This is a genomic window from Tianweitania populi (assembly GCF_014652875.1).
GTDB classification, from domain to species: Bacteria; Pseudomonadota; Alphaproteobacteria; order Rhizobiales; family Rhizobiaceae; genus Tianweitania; species Tianweitania populi.
This window is the reverse complement of sequence record NZ_BMZQ01000002.1, coordinates 340,613-356,940: the sequence shown is the minus strand read 5'-3', so window position 1 is coordinate 356,940 and position 16,328 is coordinate 340,613. Positions and strand designations below refer to the sequence as shown.

The window sequence follows — 16,328 nt, the reverse complement described above, 5'->3', positions numbered from 1 at the left end:
CCCCTTCTGCCTTCATGTGAACCGGCGGTCGTGCCGTCTACAATCCCGCTACATCGCTCATTGGCCGCCGGAACCCAGTCGGGCCGCCGTAGAGATAGCCGATCCGCTCCACGGCGGCGGATAGTGATTCACGGGTGACACACATCGTGTGGCCGCTGGCGTGGATGATTTCGTCGGGGCCGGTCACGATGGCGACGTGGCCTTTCCAGAAGACGAGGTCGCCGCGCTTTAGGAGCGCCATGTCGGGGCCGGGCTGGACGGCTTCGCCTGTTGTGCTCGCCTGCATGTCGGTGTCGCGCAGGGCATAAAGGCCGGCCATGCGCATGGAGAGCTGCACGATGCCGGAACAATCGATGCCGAAGCCTGAGGCGCCGCCCCAGAGATAGGGCGTGTTGATAAGGCTTTCGGCGACATCGACATAATCAAGCACGGCATAGGGCAGGGGCTGCAGGTGCTTGGTGATCAGCGCCTCGCCATTGTCCAGCAGGGAATAGCCGGTGCCGCGTGTCTCGCTCTCGCCGGTGATGTGAACCAGGCTGCCGATCGACAGGCTGCGGCGGCGGGGAAAGCGCAGATCGGCGCCGGGATAAACGAAGGTGCGCGGCGCGGTCACCACATGGGTGGGTTCGGCGAGTACCGGCGCCAGAGCATCCGCCTGGACGTAACCGACATAGCCATCCGCAGCCTGAATCCAAGCAAAGCCATCGGCCTGGTCGTACACGCGCACGTCCTCGCCATGGAGGATCTGCGTGTCCATGCCGGCTTCGAGCGTGGGTTGGCGTAGGAGGTCGGCGACGGGAGCGACGATGCGGGCCGGCTGGCCTTCCACATAATCGCGGGCTTCCACTTGGCCGCTGAGACGGATGTCGGCGAGATCGTCGCGGAAGGCATGAAGGCGGCGATCGAGGGCGGTCATGTCGGTAAGTCCCGTGCTTTGGCAATGATGATGTCGCCGATCCCCTCGACGAACAATGAACCTTCAACGGTACGGCGCACGAGAACGTTGCGCCGATCCGCTTCGTCGCGATGGCGCGACACGAGCTTCAGTTCGCCCATCGTGTCGAGTGCGCGCGTGATCACCGGCTTGGTGACGCTGAGCTTGGCGGCAAGCCCACGGATCGTATGCGGCGGCGGATCGAGGTAGATGGTGAGCAGGATCGCCATCTGGCGCGTGGTGAGATCCGGCGCGTCGGCGAGGACCTGTGCCAGCAAGGTGGAGCGCCATAATCCGAGTGCCTGTCCGGGACGCAAAGTAACCGGCATCGCCTAGACGCTCGCATTCGTTTCGGATCCGTATCAAGCTAGATCAGGCTCGAAGCCTATGCAAGCGCCGGCTGGGCGTCAGGCGCCGAAGCGGCGGGTCAGGAAGCGCTCAAGCGCGCGGATACCCTGCGCTTCGCCGCCGACCGGGCAGTGCGGGCGATCAATCGGGTTCCAGCCATAAATGTCGAAATGTGCCCAGCTATGGGCTTTCTCCACGAACTTGCGCAGGAACAGCGCCGCCGTGACCGCGCCGGCCATGCCGTCGGCATTGACGTTGTTGGTGTCGGCGATCTTGGAAGCGAGGCGCGCGGCATAGGGCTTGTAGAGCGGCAGGCGCCAGAGCGGATCGGCGGCCGCATCTGCTGCGGTCGCGATGTCGAAGGCGAGCGCGGTGTCGTCGGTGAAGAAGGGCGGCACGTCGGGTCCGAGAGCGACGCGGGCGGCACCGGTTAGCGTCGCCATATCGATCAGGAGGTCGGGGCTTTCTTCGTCGGCGAGCGCCAGGGCATCGGCCAGAACGAGGCGGCCTTCCGCATCGGTATTACCGACTTCCACCGTAATGCCCTTGCGGCTTTGCAGCACGTCGCTTGGGCGGAAGGCGTTGCCTGCGATCGAATTTTCGACGGCAGGGATGAGGACGCGCAGGCGGATGTCGAGTTTGGCGGCCATCAGCATGGAAGCGAGGCCGAGCACGTTGGCGGCGCCACCCATGTCCTTCTTCATAAGCAGCATGTTGCTGGCCGGCTTGATGTCGAGGCCGCCAGTGTCGAAGCATACGCCCTTACCGACCAGCGTGACCTTGGGCGACCCGCTGCGACCCCAGGTCAGGTCGAGTAACCGCGGCGCCTGGTCGGAAGCGCGACCGACCGCATGGATCATCGGAAAATTGGCCTTGAGCAGGGCGTCACCCGATGTCACCTCGACCCTGGCTTTGAAGCGGGAAGCGAGGGTGCGGACGGCTTCTTCCAGCTGGGCCGGGCCCATGTCGTTGGTGGGGGTGTTGATGAGGTCGCGTGCTAGAAACACGCCATCGGCAATGCGGCTCACATGCGCGGCATCGACATCGTCGCCGACGGCCACGCGCAATGTGCGGGTCGGCTTCTTGCCGTAGCGCTCGAAAGAATAGGCGCCGAGAACAGTGCCGAGTGCGGCCAGTGTCGCGTCACCGGGCACATCGGCGAAATACCAGTCGCCAGCCGGCAGAGCGCGGGCAAGTGCGCCGCTGGACAGCGCGCTCAGCCCACCTTCATCAGAGGCGCCCATACCGCAGAGCGCGCCGCCGAGCTGGCCACTGTCGGTCGGAAAGCAAAGGACGCGGCCAGCTTCGCCCGAAAACTCATGCAGCTTCGCCCATTCGCGGGCTGCCGTCGGCCAAGCCGCGTCAGACCCGTTCTTCGCAACCAGATAGATCGGCAGTGCCTTGTCCGGGCGCTTGGAAAGAAGTTCGACGGGCATGACTCGAGTCCACTCTGATGTGTGTTCGGCTTGCTGTTCTAAGAGCGGGAAGGGCGGCTGTCGACCTCGGGCAGAACGCCAGTGAAAGCAAGGATGCTGTTTAACGCTCCGTTAGGGTTAACGGAATATTGCTGATGCGGCAGGGCAAGAGCAGGGGGTGCCGCAGATGTCCGTCAATCGTCAGACCATCTTCACCGCCAAGCCTTTGCTCAGGGCCGGCTTGGCCCTGATGCTGGCAGCCGGTGTTGCGGCCTGTTCACAAACCAGCCGCGAAACCACAGGCTCGATCGCTCCCGCAGCCTCGGGCCGTTCGGTCGAGCAAATGTCGAGTGCGGAGTTGCAAGGTGTCGCGCAGCGGCTCGGGCAATCCTACGCCAAACAGCCGAGCGACAAGGCGACCGCGCTGCGCTACGCCGCGGTTCTGCAGATGAGCGGCAGCACCGAACAGGCTCTGGCGGTGATGCGCAAGTCGGCGATCGACCACCCCAAGGATCGCGATGTGTTGGCGGCCTACGGCAAGGCGCTTGCGGCCGACGGTCAGTTCGAGCCGGCTTTGCAGGCGGTGCGCCGTGCTCAAACGCCGGAATATCCGGATTGGCGGCTGGTTTCCGCCGAAGCCGCGATCCTCGACCAGCTCGGCCAAAACAACGAAGCGCGCAATCTTTATACGCGCGCGCTGGAGCTGAAGCCCGGTGAGCCTTCCGTTCTGTCGAACCTTGGAATGTCCTATGTGCTGACCGGCGATCTGAAAACCGCCGAAGCGACGATGCGCAAGGCCGCCGCAGCACCCGGTGCCGACAGCCGCGTGCGCCAGAACCTGGCTCTGGTGGTGGGGCTGCAGGGGCGCTTTGCGGAAGCCGAGGCGATTGCTAGCCAGGAACTCTCGCCCGATCAGGCGCAGGCCAATGTCGCCTATCTCAGAGGCATGCTGGCGCAGCAGAATGCCTGGAACGACCTCAAGAAAGAAGACAAGGCGCGGAAGACCAACTGAGGTCCTGCCGCGCCTTGCACTGATGGGAATGTCGAAGCGCCTCTTGGAGGCGCTTCTTTTTTGCCGTCTGGACGGGCTTAGAACTTCCAGGTCAGGCGGACGCCGGCCGATTCCAGACCATCATTCGAAGAACCGAGATTGGCGTTCGAGATGTGGTTGAGGAAGGCTTCGGCGCCGAGCTTTTCCGTAATGTCCACACCTGCCGTGGCCTGAAGGTGGAACAGGACGTTGGAGCCGAGATCGCGCTCGTCGCCTTCGTCATTGGTGCGCTTGGAATCGGTGTTGAGCGATCCGCCCAGGCTGAAGCCGAGATAGAAGCGCTGCGTCAGGTAGGCTTGCCAATTCAAGCCGGCATAAAGGACATGGATCGGATCGTCGGAGATCGCGATGTCGGTGCCGATGTAAGGACGCGGCGAACCGATGCCCTGCAGGAAGTCGAAGCTCGGAAACAGGAACTCGCCGTTGATCACGCCGCCGCTAAACGAGTCCGGCGTGAACGGGCCGGCATCATAAGCGCCGCCGCCAAGACGGACTTCATATTTGTCGGCATTCTTGCCGATCTGGATGCCGCCAAGGAAGCCTGCTTCCTGTGCTGCAGCCGGTGCCGCGCCAAGCGCCAAAAGGGCGCCGAGCGCCAGCAAAGATTTCTTCATGTTCGACGTCCCGCCCGCCAATGATTCGACCGCGAAACTACGCCTGCTGGCTGGATTGGGAATTGCCATTCGTTAAGCTATATCGCGCGAGCGGATCAGTGTTGCGCAACGGGCACAAAAAAGCCGGTACGCATATGCTGCATACCGGCTCGATACTTGTGTTGCAGACGTTCTGCGAGGCTTAGCGCGCGCGGCGGCGCTCGCCGACCGGCTGGAACGCGACCTTGGCATGGTAGCCGCAATAGGGGCTCGCATCCTTGGCGTCGTTGCCGCAGAAGCTGAAGTCTTCCGACAGCGGATCGCCGTTCGGCCACTTGCAGGTGCGCTCGCTGAGCTCCACCAGATGCAGGCGGCGCGAGATCGGCACCACGACATCGCTTGCCGGGCGGATCTGCTGATTGGCCACCGGCTCGGCATCGAACTGCATCTGCAGCGCGTTTGCGCCGACAGTGGTGGTGATGATGCGTGGCGGTTGTGCGGTTGCGGGACGAGCCGCAGCCGTGACCGTCCGCTGAACGGTGGTTGGGGTCGCAACCATCTTCTTTTTCGCGGCGGGAGCGGCCGTGGCGCGTCCTCGGCTGGAAAGCTTGAGGCGATGCACCTTGCCGATCACGGCATTGCGGCTGACATTGCCGAGCTGTGCGGCAATCTGGCTGGCGCTCAGACCTTCGGCCCAAAGTTTCTTGAGGAGCTCGACCCGCTCGTCTGTCCAGTTCATGTTTCCACGCTCCGTTGACGGCACGGCAAGCCGAATCCGTCATCCTTCCAGCCGCTTGAACTGGAGGATGTGCTACATATGCTCGGTGATAAGGTTCGCCGTACGAAATCTTGTTATCTCGTAGAGCCGAACCTAGTGGTCGCGTGACTCCGTGACAAGAGTCCTGCGACGCCTGCGAATCAGTTTCTGCGGTTTTCCCCAGCTTGAACGTGACCGCCGCAAGCTTCACGCAAGGGTAGACGGGCACCGCGCAAACCGGATGAGTCGTCGCATAGACCAGTCTTTGGTTGCGTTGACTTCAAGGGTGAAAACACCAATATTGCTCGGAGAAGGCCGCCCCGAGGGCGGCTTTTTACTTTCTGCAGCATCAAGGGAAGCCAGGTTCGCCTGGCCCGCATCGCGCGGAGTTGAGACAATGACTGTATCGGCGACTGGATCGGCGCTTTACAACACGTTTGCACGAGCACCCCTGGCTTTCGAGCGAGGCGAGGGCACGTGGCTCATTTCGGTGGATGGCGAGCGATACCTGGATTTTGCCGGCGGCATTGCGGTCAACTCGCTGGGGCATTCGCATCCCCATCTCGTGCAGGCGCTGACGGACCAGGCCGGCAAGCTCTGGCACACGTCGAACCTTTATGAAGTGCCACAACAGGAAAAGCTCGCCGAGCGCCTTGCCGCCGCGACCTTCGCCGACCGCGTGTTCTTCACCAATTCGGGTGCGGAAGCGCTGGAATGCGCGATCAAGACCGCGCGCCGCTATCATTATGCCAAAGGCGATGGGGCCAAGTTCCGCATCCTGACCTTTGAAGGGGCGTTTCACGGCCGCACGCTGGCCACCATCGCGGCCGGCGGACAGGCCAAATATATCGAAGGCTTCGGCCCCAAGGTCGACGGCTTCGATCAGGTGCCGTTCAACGACATTGCCGCAGTAAAGGCCGCGATCACGCCCGAAACGGCCGCGATTTTGATCGAGCCCCTTCAGGGCGAGGGCGGTATCCGTTTGGCGCCGGCCTCGTTCCTCAACGAGTTGCGAGCCATCTGCGATGAGCAGGACCTGTTGCTGATCTTCGACGAAGTGCAGACTGGCATCGGCCGCACCGGCAAGCTGTTCGCCTATGAGCGCAGCGGCGTGACCCCGGACATCATGGCGATCGCCAAGGGCATCGGCGGCGGCTTCCCCGTGGGCGCATGCCTGGCTTCGGAAGACGCGGCATCGGGCATGGTGCCGGGCGTGCATGGCACGACCTTCGGCGGCAACCAGTTGGCCATGGCGGTCGGCAATGCCGTGCTCGATGTCGTTCTGGAGGACGGCTTCCTGGATGATGTCGTGCGCAAGGCCAATGCCATGAAGCAGGGTCTGGCCGAAATCGCCGACACCTATCCCGATGTCGTGGAAGATATTCGCGGTGACGGGCTGATGCTCGGGCTGAAATGCAAGATGCCGAACACGGTGGTGAATGCCAAGCTGCGCGACGAGCATCTGCTGGCGGTGCCAGCCGGTGACAATGTGGTGCGCCTCCTTCCGCCGCTAACGCTGACCGACGAGGAGATCCGCGACGGCGTGGAGCGCATCCGCAGGGCGGCGCAAGGGCTTAGTCAACGGGGTCTAAGCCAGGCGAACGGATCGGCAGCATGAGCGGCACCATGACTGTTCGCCATTTCACCGATCTGTCCTCCATGGCGCCGCATCAGCTGCGCGCGATCATGGATGATGCCCATGCCCGCAAGTCCCGGCTGAAGGCCGGCGAGCGGTCAAAGCCGTTGGAAGGCAAGGCACTGGCGATGATCTTCGACAAGCCGTCGACCCGTACCCGCGTGTCGTTCGATGTCGGCATGCGCCAGCTCGGTGGCGAAACGATCATGCTGACGGGCACCGAAATGCAGCTGGGACGCTCGGAAACGATCGCCGACACCGCCAAGGTCCTGTCGCGCTATGTCGATGCGATCATGATCCGCACCACCGATCATGCGCGTTTGATCGAACTGACGGAAAACGCGACGGTGCCGGTGATCAACGGCCTGACGGACGAAACGCATCCGTGCCAGATCATGGCCGATCTGATGACCTATGAGGAACATCGCGGGCCGGTGAAGGACAAGCTGTTTGCCTGGACCGGCGATGGCAACAACGTGCTGCATTCCCTGATGGAAGCCTCCGCACGCTTCGACTTCCGCTTGAACGTCGCAGTGCCGGAAGGCAGCGAGCCTGTGGAGCGCTTTACCGACTGGGCCAAGGCCAATGGCGGCCGCGTCACCTTCACCAAAACGGCGGAAGATGCGGTCGACGGCGCGGATTGCGTGGTGACCGATACATGGGTGTCGATGGGCTTCGAGGATAAGGCGCGCGGCCACAACGTGTTCCTGCCTTACCAGGTCAACGAAAAGCTGATGGCGCGAGCGCGGCCCGAGGCCTTGTTCATGCACTGCCTGCCCGCGCACCGGGGCGAGGAAGTCACGGACGAGGTCATCGATGGGCCGCATTCCGTTGTCTTCGATGAGGCCGAAAATCGCTTGCACGCGCAAAAGGCCGTGTTGGCTTGGTGTCTGGCTGCTGAACAACCCGCTGCGATAAACGAGGCGACTGCTTTTGCCTGATACAAACCTGCGTTTGGGCGACTTCGGGGTCGCCGGCGACGACCATGTCGTGCCCTTCGAAGTGGCGCCGCTGGATGTGCGCGGCCGCACGGTCCAGCTCGGGCCGATGATCAACAGCATCCTGGAACGTCACGACTACCCCGAGCCGGTGTCGCGCCTTCTGGCCGAAGCGATCGTGCTGACGGTGCTGATCGGCACATCCCTGAAGTTCGAGGGCAAGTTCATCCTGCAAACCCGCACGGATGGGCCCGTCGATCTGCTGGTTGCCGACTTCTCGTCTCCCTCTTCGGTGCGCGGCTATGCTCGTTTCGATGCCGAGCGCGTTGAGGCGGCGATTGCGGATCAAGCGACCACCTCGGCCGAACTGCTGGGCAATGGCGTTCTGGCGCTGACCATCGACCAGGGTCCGCACACCCAGCGGTACCAGGGCATCGTGCAACTGGAAGCGACCTCCTTCGAAGACGTCGCGCGCATCTATTTCCGGCAGTCCGAGCAGATCCCGACCGAAGTGCGCCTAGCTGTGGCCAAGCAGATCGTGCCGGGCGAGGGTGGAGCGAAGGAGCTTTGGCGCGCCGGCGGCATGCTGGCGCAGTTTCTGCCGCGCGCGCCGGAGCGCATGCAGGTCCGCGATCTGCCGGGCGGCGACGATCCCAACGAGGACGCTGCCGATGGTCCGGAAGACAATGCCTGGCTGGAACTGGTCGCCTTGATGGAAACGATCGAGCCGGACGAACTGTTCGATCCGACTGTAGGGGCCGAGCGGTTGTTGTACCGGTTGTTCAACGAGCATGGCGTTCGCGTGTTTGACAGCGTTGAGGTCAAGGACGATTGCTCCTGCTCGCGCGACAAGATCCGCGGCATCCTGGAAGGGTTTTCGGCCGAAGAGATCACCGAAACCACCGAAGCCGACGGGCAGATCCATGTCAGCTGCGAGTTCTGCTCGACGCGCTACAGCTTCGATCCCGCCGAGTTCAGGGTCCGGCACTAACGCAAGCGGCTCGGGCCCTTAGTTCACGACGCGCGGCGTGGCCTGCGGCGTGTCGAGCGAAAAGGCGGGAATGTCGACGCTGAACACGGCGCCGTCGCGGGCTTGCATGTCGTAGCGCCCGACCATGAAGCCTGATGGTGTGCTGAGCGGGCAACCTGACGTGTATTGAAAACTGTCGCCGGGCTCGAGTTCCGGCTGCTCGCCCACAACGCCTTCGCCGTCGACGATCTCCACCTTGCCGCGCGCATCGGTGATCTGCCAATGGCGCGCAACAAGGGTCACCGCTTGGTCCGACTTGTTGGCGATCGTGATGCGGTAGGCCCAGAGATAATGGCTATCGTCTGGATCGGAGCGGTCCTCGAGATAGAACGGCTCGGCGGTGACTTCGATGTCATAGGTTGTGGCGCGATACATGGTCACTCAGTTCCCGTCTTCCCGCCCGGTTGCAGCTTTGCTGTCTCGACAAGCGCAGTCAAGCCACACTGTTCCGCCGCTCGCACAGGCTTGATGGCCGGCGCTGGCGCTGAGCGCGCGGTCGGCTCCTCGCCTCACCATGCATGCTCCTCGCCAGAACGATGTTTCAGTCGTAGTCTCCCTTTTGGGAGGACTAAAATGATGACGGAGGAAGATTTCCGCGCTTTGGCGCTTTCCATGCCGCAAACCGTTGAAGACAGTCATTTCGATGTGGCCGACTTCAGGGTCGGCGGGCATATTTTCGCGACCTTTCGCACACAGGACGGCCGTGCGGTGGTGAAGCTTTCGCCGGAAGAGCAGATCCTGTTTCGCGAACAGGCGGAGGCGCTGTTCACGCCCGTCCCCGGAAGCTGGGGCGAAAAAGGCTGGACAATGATCGCGCTGGAGAAGATCGAGCCCGACCTGCTCCGCCAGGCCATGCATCTGGCTTGGCGAAGCGTGGCGCCGAGGGCGCTGCTTTAGATCCGAACCTTCAGATCTTCGACAAAGCCTGATCGAAGTCGGCGATCAGATCGTCGGTGTCTTCCAGGCCGGTGGAGAAGCGCAACGTGCCTTCGCGGATGCCGCCTTCCGCGCGCGCTTCCGGCGTCAGGTTCTTGTGGGTGGTGGTCGCCGGATGGGTGATCAGGCTCTTTGCATCGCCGAGATTGTTGGAGATCAAAACGATATCCAGCGCGTTGGCCACGCCGAAAGCCGCTGCCTTGTCTTTCAGCTCAAAGCAGATCAGCGTGGAGCCGCCGGTCATCTGGCGCGCGATGATGTCGGCCTGCGGATGGTCTTTGCGGCCGGGATAGATGACCTTCGAGACCTTGGGATGGTCAGCCAGGAAGTCCGCGATTTTAGCCGCGCTTGCCGTCTGCTGCCTGACGCGCAGCGGCAATGTTTCCAGGCCCTTCAGCAGGGTCCAGGCGTTGAACGGCGACAGGCTCGGGCCGGTATGGCGGAAATAATCCTGCAGCTTTTCTTCGATCCACTCCTTGTCCGACAAGATCACGCCGCCGAGGCAGCGGCCCTGTCCGTCGATATGCTTGGTGGCCGAATAAACCACGACATGCGCGCCGAGTTCGAGCGGCTTCTGCTGCAAGGGCGTGGCGAAGACGTTGTCGACCACGAGCCGTGCGCCGATGCTGTTGGCTAGTCTAGCGACCGCCGCGATGTCCACGACTTCCAATGTCGGGTTGGTCGGGCTTTCCAGGAAGAACAGCTTGGTGTTGGGGCGCACGGTCTGTTCCCAGGCTTGCAGATCGCGACCATCGACCAGCGTGGACTCGATGCCATAGCGCGGCATCAGGGTTTCGATGATCCAGCGGCAGGAGCCGAACAGCGCGCGCGCAGCGACGACATGGTCGCCGGCCTTGAGGCTGCAAAGAAGTGCGGCGGCGACGGCGGCCATGCCGGATGCGGTGGCGCGGGCTTCTTCCGCACCTTCCAGCGCGCACATGCGCTTTTCGAAAATGTCGTTGGTCGGGTTGGCATAGCGCGAATAGATGAAGCCGGGCTCTTCGCCCTTGAAGCGCGCTTCCGCCTGCTCGGCCGTGTCGTAAACGAAGCCTTGAGTGAGGTGGATCGCCTCCGACATTTCACCGAAGTTCGATCGCAGCGCGCCTGCGTGGACGAGGGTGGTGGCGGGTTTCCAGTTGCGCGTATCAAAGCTCATCATCATGTCCCAAAACTGAAAGACCGGCACAAAAAAACCGGCCGCGACGTCGCAACCGGTCCAAAAGGCTCAACGCCCACGGTCCTTTAGCGACTTGTTTAACGTGGCTGCAAGCCGACCGGCAAATCACCACGGGATAAGGTCCTTTAGACCCGCGCGAATGCTTGCGTCAACCTTGCGCTTTGCCCATCCTCGCGCACGCGTAGGAGTAGGCTCAGGTTGCGTACAGGCATTCTTCCCGATCGAGACATAGCGGCGCTTTTTCAAAGCGGCGCGCTGACGACTGGCCGTCCGCTCGACACCGACCAGATCCAGCCGGCGAGCCTCGACCTGCGCCTGGGTGCGAAGGCTTACCGGGTGCGTGCGAGCTTTCTGCCGGGCCAGGCCAGCACGGTGGAAGCCAAGCTCGACCGCCTGAAGCTGCACGAGATCGACCTCAGCGCCGGCGCGGTGCTGGAAACCGGCTGCGTGTACATCGTGCCGCTGCTGGAAGCGCTGGCGCTTCCGAGCGAGATCGCCGCTTCGGCCAATCCGAAAAGCTCGACCGGCCGGCTCGACATCTTTACCCGCGTGATGACGGATCACGGCCAGGAATTCGACAAGATCCCGGCCGGCTATCGCGGCCCGCTTTATCTCGAAGTCTCCCCGCGCACCTTCCCGATCGTGGTGCGTACCGGCTCAAGGCTGTCGCAGATTCGCTTCCGCACGGGCTCGGCGATGCTGGATGGGGCGGCGCTGCTCGATCTGCATGAGCGCGAAACGCTGGTTGCGTCCGAACAGCCCAACATTTCCGGCAACGGTATTGCGCTATCGATCGACCTCAAGGGTACGGGCGGTGGCGTGATCGGCTATCGCGGCAAGCATCACACCGGCGTGGTGGATGTCGACAAGCGCGCAGCTCAGGACGCCGCCGACTTCTGGGAGCCGCTGACGGATCGTGGCCAGGGCGAGCTGATCCTCGATCCCGACGAGTTTTATATCCTGGTTTCCCGCGAAGCCGTGCATGTTCCACCCGATTTTGCGGCTGAAATGACCCCTTTTGACCCGCTAGTCGGGGAATTTCGGGTCCATTACGCCGGTTTTTTCGACCCCGGCTTCGGCCATTCGCAGGCTGGCGGCACGGGGAGCCGGGCCGTGCTGGAAGTGCGCAGCCACGAAGTGCCCTTCATTCTGGAACACGGCCAGATCGTTGGCCGTCTGGTTTACGAGCATATGCAGGATCGGCCAGATGCGCTTTATGGCGCGGACCTCCAGTCGAACTACCAGGCGCAGGGCCTGAAGCTGTCCAAGCACTTCCGTTGATACGAGGCATGGCGCTGACCGAACACAGCGCTCTGAACAGAGTGTGATCGCGCTCCGGCAGCATTAGCTGTAACTGATCTGAGCGCGGCGCGTTGATGCATCAACAAAGGCTGCCTGATCGGAGAACGGATGTATTATATCGCGCTGGCGACGGACTATGACGGAACGCTTGCCACCCACGGTAAGGTTTCTGCCGAAACGTTGGCGGCGCTGAAGCGGTTCAAGGAAAGCGGGCGCAAGCTCATCCTGGTCACCGGCCGCGAGCTGCCGGACCTGAAGGAATGCTTTCCAGAGTTCAAGCTGTTCGACAAGATCGTCGCGGAAAACGGCGCGCTGATCTATACGCCGGCCAGCGAGGAAGAGCGCGTGATCGCCACGCCGCCGCCGCCGGCTTTTATCGAGGCGCTAAAGGACCGCGGCGTAGACCGCATGTCGGTAGGGCGCGCCATCGTCGCCACCTGGGAGCCGCATCAGAATACGGCGCTGGACCTCATCCGCGAACAGGGTCTGGAACTGGAAATCATCTTCAACAAGAGCGCTGTGATGATCCTGCAAAGCGGGGTCAACAAAGCGACGGGCCTCGATGCCGCGCTCGATGATCTCGGCTTTTCCGCACACAACGTCATCGGCATTGGTGATGCCGAAAACGATCATGCGCTGCTGCGCCGCTGCGGGCTTGGGGTTGCGGTTGCCAACGCCATTCCGGCCCTGAAAGAAACGGCCGACCTCGTGATGCGCTCGGAGCGAGGGCGCGCGGTGGAGAACCTGATCGACCGCGTGCTGAAGAAGGGCGGCGAGGAACCGCTGGTGCAGAAGCAGGCGGTTGCCGTTGGCTGCAACGACGATGATACGCCCGTCGAGCTTTGGCCGACTGACACGGTGCTGATCGCCGGAACGTCCGGCATCGGCAAGTCCACGCTGGCGACGGCACTGACTGAGCGCTTCGTGGAAAAGGATTTCCAGTTTTGCGTGTTCGACCCGGAAGGCGATTATGACGGGCTGGAACATGCGGTCGTGGTTGGCGACGGCGAGGCTGCGCCCACCAAGGAACAGGCCCTGCAACTGCTGGAGCAAAGCCGCACCAACATCGTGGTGAGTACGCTGGCGCTGGGTCTGGATGAGCGCCCGCCCTTCTTCACCGACTTCCTGCCTGAACTCGGCCGGCTTCGTTCGCGCTGCGCCCGACCGCATTGGCTGATCGTCGATGAAACGCATCACCTCATGCCCAAGCGCCGCGAAGATACGCCGCTGGTGCTGTCGGTGCGTTTCCCCGGCATGATAATGATCACCGTGCATCCGGATTCCGTGTCGGCTGATGCGCTGAAGCTCGCTACGGCGGTGATCGCGCTGGGGCCGGAAGGCGACAAGGTCATCAAGAAGTTCTGCGCCATGACGGGCCGCGACATGCCTGCGGGCGTGAAGCCTGCATCGGATGAGCAGGTGCTGTTCTGGCGCCCCGATGGTGAGGACGCGCCGCGCCCGATCACGCCGATCAAGCCGCTGCAATCGCGCAAGCGCCATTCGCGCAAATATGCGGTCGGCACGCTCAACGAGCAGGGCAGCTTCTATTTCCGTGGCCCAGGCGACAAGATGAACCTGCGCATCCAGAACCTCATGATCTTCGTCCAGGTCGCGGAAGGGATCGACGAAGAAACCTGGCTGCACCATCTGCGCGCCGGTGATTTCTCGACCTGGTTCAAGAAGCAGCTTCGCGACGACGAGATGGCGGAAGAAGCGCGCGCCATCGAGCGGGATGATAGCCTGTCGCCGGACGATACGCGCAAGGGCATCATCGAAGCCGTGCGCCGCCGTTACACAGCGCCGGAGGCCGCTCCGGAATAAGGGAGGGGTCGTCCAACCGGGCAATCGCCCTTACACGAGCCGGTCCGCTTCCTATGTAAGGCTGCAATCCCAAGCAGAAGGAAGCGTACCATGCCCGAACTCGACGCGGCAAAGTCCGGCCAATTCTCCATCGGCGGTTCGATCACCGTCAACCGCCTCGGCTTCGGCGCCATGCGGATCACCGGTCCCGGCATATGGGGTCCGCCCGAAGATCGCGAAGAAAGCATCCGCACGCTGAAGCGGGTGCCCGAGCTCGGCATCAACCTGATCGACACCGCCAATTCCTACGGACCGGACGTGTCGGAAGAGTTGATCCGCGAAGCGCTGCATCCTTATGGCAGCGACATGCTAATCGCCACCAAGGGCGGCTTGACGCGCGAAGGCCCGAATATCTGGACCCCGAAGGGCAATCCCGAGCACCTCATCGAAGAAGCCAAGAAGAGCCTGAAGAAGCTCGGCGTCGAGCAGATCGACCTCTGGCAGTTGCACCGCATCGACTCAGATGTCGATCGCAGCGAGCAGTTCGATGCAATCAAGTCGCTGATCGACCAGGGCATCATCCGCTATGCGGGTCTGAGCGAAGTGTCGGTGGAAGAAATCGAGGCGGCCTCGAAGGTGTTTCCGGTAGCGACTGTGCAGAACCGCTACAATCTGGTGGCGCGCGGCAGCGAGGATGTTCTCGATTATTGCGAGGCCAACAAGATCGGCTTCATTCCCTGGGCGCCGCTGGCGTCCGGCGACCTCGCGGTTGAAGGAAGCATCCTCGACACGATCGCACGCGAGCATGGGGCTTCACCGAGCCAGATTGCGCTCGCCTGGATCCTGAAGCGCTCGCCGGTGATGCTGCCGATCCCCGGCACGTCGAAGGTGAGGCACCTTGAGGAGAACGTCGCCGGCGCGGCCATTTCCCTGACTGAAGGCGAGTTCGATTCGCTGGACGAGGAAGGCCGTAAAGGTTGATTTCCTTCATCCAGGTCGCAATAACGGGATGAAATTTGCGATCTGGAGGCGGTTCTGAGAACATTCATGGTGATCGGCGGCGGAGCCAGTGGTGTTCTGGCCGCCGTCCAGCTTCTATCACGGCCGCAGGTTGAAAAGGTCGTCCTGTTTGAACGCGGCGACCTTGCCGCCGGCATTGCTTACGGCACGGAGCATCCAGGCCATCTCCTGAATGTTCGCGCCGAGCGTATGAGCGCATTCCCCGATCAACCCAGCCACTTCAAGGATTGGATCGGCCATGTCGACCGATGGAAACCGGAAGGCGGCTGGACGGGACACTCCTATGTGCCGCGCCGTTTATACCGCGATTATCTCCAGAGCCTCATTGCGCCCTTTCTGAACACGCCTCGCTTTGAATGGGTGCGCAGCGACGTCGCGACGCTCGATGAGGACGGTGCCAGCGTTTCGGCCGTGACCAAGGATGGCGAGCGATATACTGCCGAAGCGGCGATCCTTGCCACTGGTAACGAAGCGCCTTCGTTGCCTGATGTACCTTGGCGGCACGTCGGCTGGTCCAACGCGCCAATACCGTCTTTGTCCGATGATGCGCCCATCGCCATCGTCGGCACCGGCCTGTCCATGGTGGATGCCGTGGTGTCGCTTCTGGATCGAGGCCACAAGGGTCCTATCACGGCCATCTCGCGGCGGGGCTTACTCCCCCAGCCGCATCGCTCTGTGGAGCCGCTGGAGTTGGACGCGGCGGACGTGCCCAAACAGACTGATCTGATCGGCATGGTCCGCTGGCTGCGAAAGCGTGTGCTTCAGAAACAGGCCGAAGGTTTTGATTGGCGCGGGGTGGTGGATAGCCTTCGGCCCCACACGCAGGCGCTGTGGCAAGGTCTTTCCGATAAGGACCACCAGCGCTTCCTGCGCCATGTCCGTCCCTTCTGGGATGTTCATCGCCACCGTATGGCGCCGCAGATTTATGCGCGTTTGGCGGCCGCACAGGCGGACGGCCAATTACGCATCATCAGCGCTCGCGTGGCTGCTGTGGAAGGCAGCAGCGAAGGCGCCGTCGTGACGATCGAGAAGCGGGGCACCCACCAGGAACAGCGCATCGAGGCGCGTCTCGTGATCGAATGCCGTGGCGCCAGCGGCGATCTCGCCAGGACCCACAACCCGCTGCTGGCCGAACTGCGCGATGCGGGCATCCTTCATCGCGACCCTCTCGGTCTTGGCATCCATGTCACGCCGGAAGGCGCGACGATCCGTGGCGATGGCTCCGTTTCCGATCGGCTTTTTGCCGTGGGACCGATCACGGCGGGGTGCTTCTGGGAGATCATCGCCATTCCCGATATTCGCGGCCAGGTCGCAGATCTGGCGCAGCGTCTGGCAGGCGATGCGCAGCCGATGGATGGTGCTTGTCCAGACGGCTGAACGCAGGCTAAGCT

At 62.6% G+C, this 16,328-nt stretch carries 16 protein-coding genes and 1 riboswitch; of the genes, 9 read left to right on the top strand and 7 right to left on the bottom strand.

Annotated features, from left to right (window positions below; translation table 11 throughout):
- Nucleotides 1-37: 37 nt before the first annotated feature.
- The 3 genes from IE166_RS11030 to IE166_RS11020 all read right to left on the bottom strand — a co-directional run bounded on the left by IE166_RS11030 (nt 38) and on the right by IE166_RS11020 (nt 2,718).
- The gene (locus IE166_RS11030; RefSeq protein ID WP_189503790.1) at nt 38-916 is read right to left on the bottom strand and encodes a C40 family peptidase; all 879 of its coding nucleotides are present in this window, start codon (nt 914-916) and stop codon (nt 38-40) included.
- Nucleotides 913-1,263 (bottom strand): MarR family winged helix-turn-helix transcriptional regulator, encoded by a 351-nt coding sequence (locus IE166_RS11025; RefSeq protein ID WP_189503788.1) that lies wholly within the window; start codon nt 1,261-1,263, stop codon nt 913-915. The genes IE166_RS11030 and IE166_RS11025 overlap by 4 nt, the downstream gene beginning before the upstream one ends.
- A gap of 78 nt (nt 1,264-1,341) precedes the next feature.
- Nucleotides 1,342-2,718, bottom strand: a complete 1,377-nt coding sequence (locus tag IE166_RS11020) for a leucyl aminopeptidase family protein (RefSeq protein ID WP_189503786.1) — start codon at nt 2,716-2,718, stop codon at nt 1,342-1,344.
- A 166-nt stretch (nt 2,719-2,884) separates the two neighbouring features.
- Here IE166_RS11020 and IE166_RS11015 point away from each other — a divergent pair, with 166 nt between their 5' ends.
- Nucleotides 2,885-3,709 (top strand): tetratricopeptide repeat protein, encoded by an 825-nt coding sequence (locus IE166_RS11015; RefSeq protein WP_189503784.1) that lies wholly within the window; start codon nt 2,885-2,887, stop codon nt 3,707-3,709.
- Nucleotides 3,710-3,786: 77 nt separating this feature from the next.
- Here the strand turns inward: IE166_RS11015 and IE166_RS11010 are convergent, their stop codons facing one another.
- Both IE166_RS11010 and IE166_RS11005 read right to left on the bottom strand, forming a co-directional pair.
- Entirely contained in the window at nt 3,787-4,362 is a 576-nt protein-coding gene (locus IE166_RS11010) for an acyloxyacyl hydrolase (RefSeq protein ID WP_189503782.1), read from the bottom strand.
- A gap of 181 nt (nt 4,363-4,543) precedes the next feature.
- The gene (locus IE166_RS11005; protein WP_189503780.1) at nt 4,544-5,080 is read right to left on the bottom strand and encodes a GcrA family cell cycle regulator; all 537 of its coding nucleotides are present in this window, start codon (nt 5,078-5,080) and stop codon (nt 4,544-4,546) included.
- Nucleotides 5,081-5,495: 415 nt separating this feature from the next.
- Here IE166_RS11005 and IE166_RS11000 point away from each other — a divergent pair, with 415 nt between their 5' ends.
- Genes IE166_RS11000 through IE166_RS10990 form a run of 3 tightly spaced genes read left to right on the top strand, consistent with a single transcriptional unit; the run spans nt 5,496 to nt 8,663 of the window.
- Complete coding sequence (locus tag IE166_RS11000) at nt 5,496-6,716, top strand: aspartate aminotransferase family protein (RefSeq protein ID WP_189503778.1); 1,221 nt, start codon at nt 5,496-5,498, stop codon at nt 6,714-6,716.
- Nucleotides 6,717-6,724: 8 nt separating this feature from the next.
- Nucleotides 6,725-7,675 (top strand): ornithine carbamoyltransferase, encoded by a 951-nt coding sequence (gene argF, locus IE166_RS10995; RefSeq protein WP_189505861.1) that lies wholly within the window; start codon nt 6,725-6,727, stop codon nt 7,673-7,675.
- Nucleotides 7,668-8,663: an Hsp33 family molecular chaperone gene (locus IE166_RS10990; RefSeq protein WP_244641444.1), complete on the top strand. Its 996-nt coding sequence runs from the start codon at nt 7,668-7,670 to the stop codon at nt 8,661-8,663. Before argF ends, IE166_RS10990 begins: the two co-directional genes overlap by 8 nt.
- An 18-nt stretch (nt 8,664-8,681) precedes the next feature.
- Here IE166_RS10990 and apaG read toward each other — a convergent pair whose 3' ends face one another.
- A complete protein-coding gene (gene apaG / locus IE166_RS10985) occupies nt 8,682-9,077 on the bottom strand; it encodes a Co2+/Mg2+ efflux protein ApaG (RefSeq protein WP_189503777.1) in 396 nt (131 codons plus the stop codon).
- 198 nt (nt 9,078-9,275) lie between these two features.
- On the opposite strand from apaG, the gene IE166_RS10980 reads away from it, so the two are divergent.
- Complete coding sequence (locus IE166_RS10980; protein ID WP_189503775.1) at nt 9,276-9,599, top strand: MmcQ/YjbR family DNA-binding protein; 324 nt, start codon at nt 9,276-9,278, stop codon at nt 9,597-9,599.
- A 10-nt stretch (nt 9,600-9,609) separates the two neighbouring features.
- Here the strand turns inward: IE166_RS10980 and IE166_RS10975 are convergent, their stop codons facing one another.
- Nucleotides 9,610-10,794: an O-succinylhomoserine sulfhydrylase gene (locus tag IE166_RS10975; RefSeq protein ID WP_189503773.1), complete on the bottom strand. Its 1,185-nt coding sequence runs from the start codon at nt 10,792-10,794 to the stop codon at nt 9,610-9,612.
- Nucleotides 10,795-10,860: 66 nt separating this feature from the next.
- Nucleotides 10,861-10,937: riboswitch (SAM riboswitch) on the bottom strand.
- A 76-nt stretch (nt 10,938-11,013) separates the two neighbouring features.
- Between IE166_RS10975 and IE166_RS10970 the strand changes: the two genes are divergently transcribed.
- The 4 genes from IE166_RS10970 (at nt 11,014) to IE166_RS10955 (ending at nt 16,314) form a co-directional block, all read left to right on the top strand.
- Nucleotides 11,014-12,096 carry a 2'-deoxycytidine 5'-triphosphate deaminase gene (locus IE166_RS10970; RefSeq protein WP_189503772.1) on the top strand — a complete coding sequence of 361 codons (1,083 nt, stop codon included), beginning with the start codon at nt 11,014-11,016 and terminating at the stop codon, nt 12,094-12,096.
- 129 nt (nt 12,097-12,225) lie between these two features.
- Nucleotides 12,226-13,938, top strand: a complete 1,713-nt coding sequence (locus tag IE166_RS10965) for an HAD family hydrolase (RefSeq protein WP_189503770.1) — start codon at nt 12,226-12,228, stop codon at nt 13,936-13,938.
- A gap of 90 nt (nt 13,939-14,028) precedes the next feature.
- Nucleotides 14,029-14,898: an aldo/keto reductase gene (locus IE166_RS10960; protein WP_189503768.1), complete on the top strand. Its 870-nt coding sequence runs from the start codon at nt 14,029-14,031 to the stop codon at nt 14,896-14,898.
- Between the two features lie 66 nt (nt 14,899-14,964).
- Nucleotides 14,965-16,314: an FAD/NAD(P)-binding protein gene (locus IE166_RS10955; RefSeq protein WP_189503766.1), complete on the top strand. Its 1,350-nt coding sequence runs from the start codon at nt 14,965-14,967 to the stop codon at nt 16,312-16,314.
- The last annotated feature ends 14 nt before the right edge of the window (nt 16,315-16,328 follow it).

What these genes read in the sequence shown, in the direction of transcription:
- IE166_RS10980 (WP_189503775.1), top strand. Translation starts at nt 9,276, where the DNA reads ATGATGACGGAGGAAGATTTCCGCGCTTTGGCGCTTTCCATGCCGCAA.
- apaG (WP_189503777.1), bottom strand. Translation starts at nt 9,077, where the DNA reads ATGTATCGCGCCACAACCTATGACATCGAAGTCACCGCCGAGCCGTTC.
- IE166_RS10975 (WP_189503773.1), bottom strand. Translation starts at nt 10,794, where the DNA reads ATGAGCTTTGATACGCGCAACTGGAAACCCGCCACCACCCTCGTCCAC.
- IE166_RS10955 (WP_189503766.1), top strand. Translation starts at nt 14,965, where the DNA reads ATGGTGATCGGCGGCGGAGCCAGTGGTGTTCTGGCCGCCGTCCAGCTT.
- IE166_RS11025 (WP_189503788.1), bottom strand. Translation starts at nt 1,263, where the DNA reads ATGCCGGTTACTTTGCGTCCCGGACAGGCACTCGGATTATGGCGCTCC.
- IE166_RS11005 (WP_189503780.1), bottom strand. Translation starts at nt 5,080, where the DNA reads ATGAACTGGACAGACGAGCGGGTCGAGCTCCTCAAGAAACTTTGGGCC.
- IE166_RS11000 (WP_189503778.1), top strand. Translation starts at nt 5,496, where the DNA reads ATGACTGTATCGGCGACTGGATCGGCGCTTTACAACACGTTTGCACGA.
- argF (WP_189505861.1), top strand. Translation starts at nt 6,725, where the DNA reads ATGACTGTTCGCCATTTCACCGATCTGTCCTCCATGGCGCCGCATCAG.
- IE166_RS11030 (WP_189503790.1), bottom strand. Translation starts at nt 916, where the DNA reads ATGACCGCCCTCGATCGCCGCCTTCATGCCTTCCGCGACGATCTCGCC.
- IE166_RS10965 (WP_189503770.1), top strand. Translation starts at nt 12,226, where the DNA reads ATGTATTATATCGCGCTGGCGACGGACTATGACGGAACGCTTGCCACC.
- IE166_RS11020 (WP_189503786.1), bottom strand. Translation starts at nt 2,718, where the DNA reads ATGCCCGTCGAACTTCTTTCCAAGCGCCCGGACAAGGCACTGCCGATC.
- IE166_RS11015 (WP_189503784.1), top strand. Translation starts at nt 2,885, where the DNA reads ATGTCCGTCAATCGTCAGACCATCTTCACCGCCAAGCCTTTGCTCAGG.
- IE166_RS11010 (WP_189503782.1), bottom strand. Translation starts at nt 4,362, where the DNA reads ATGAAGAAATCTTTGCTGGCGCTCGGCGCCCTTTTGGCGCTTGGCGCG.
- IE166_RS10960 (WP_189503768.1), top strand. Translation starts at nt 14,029, where the DNA reads ATGCCCGAACTCGACGCGGCAAAGTCCGGCCAATTCTCCATCGGCGGT.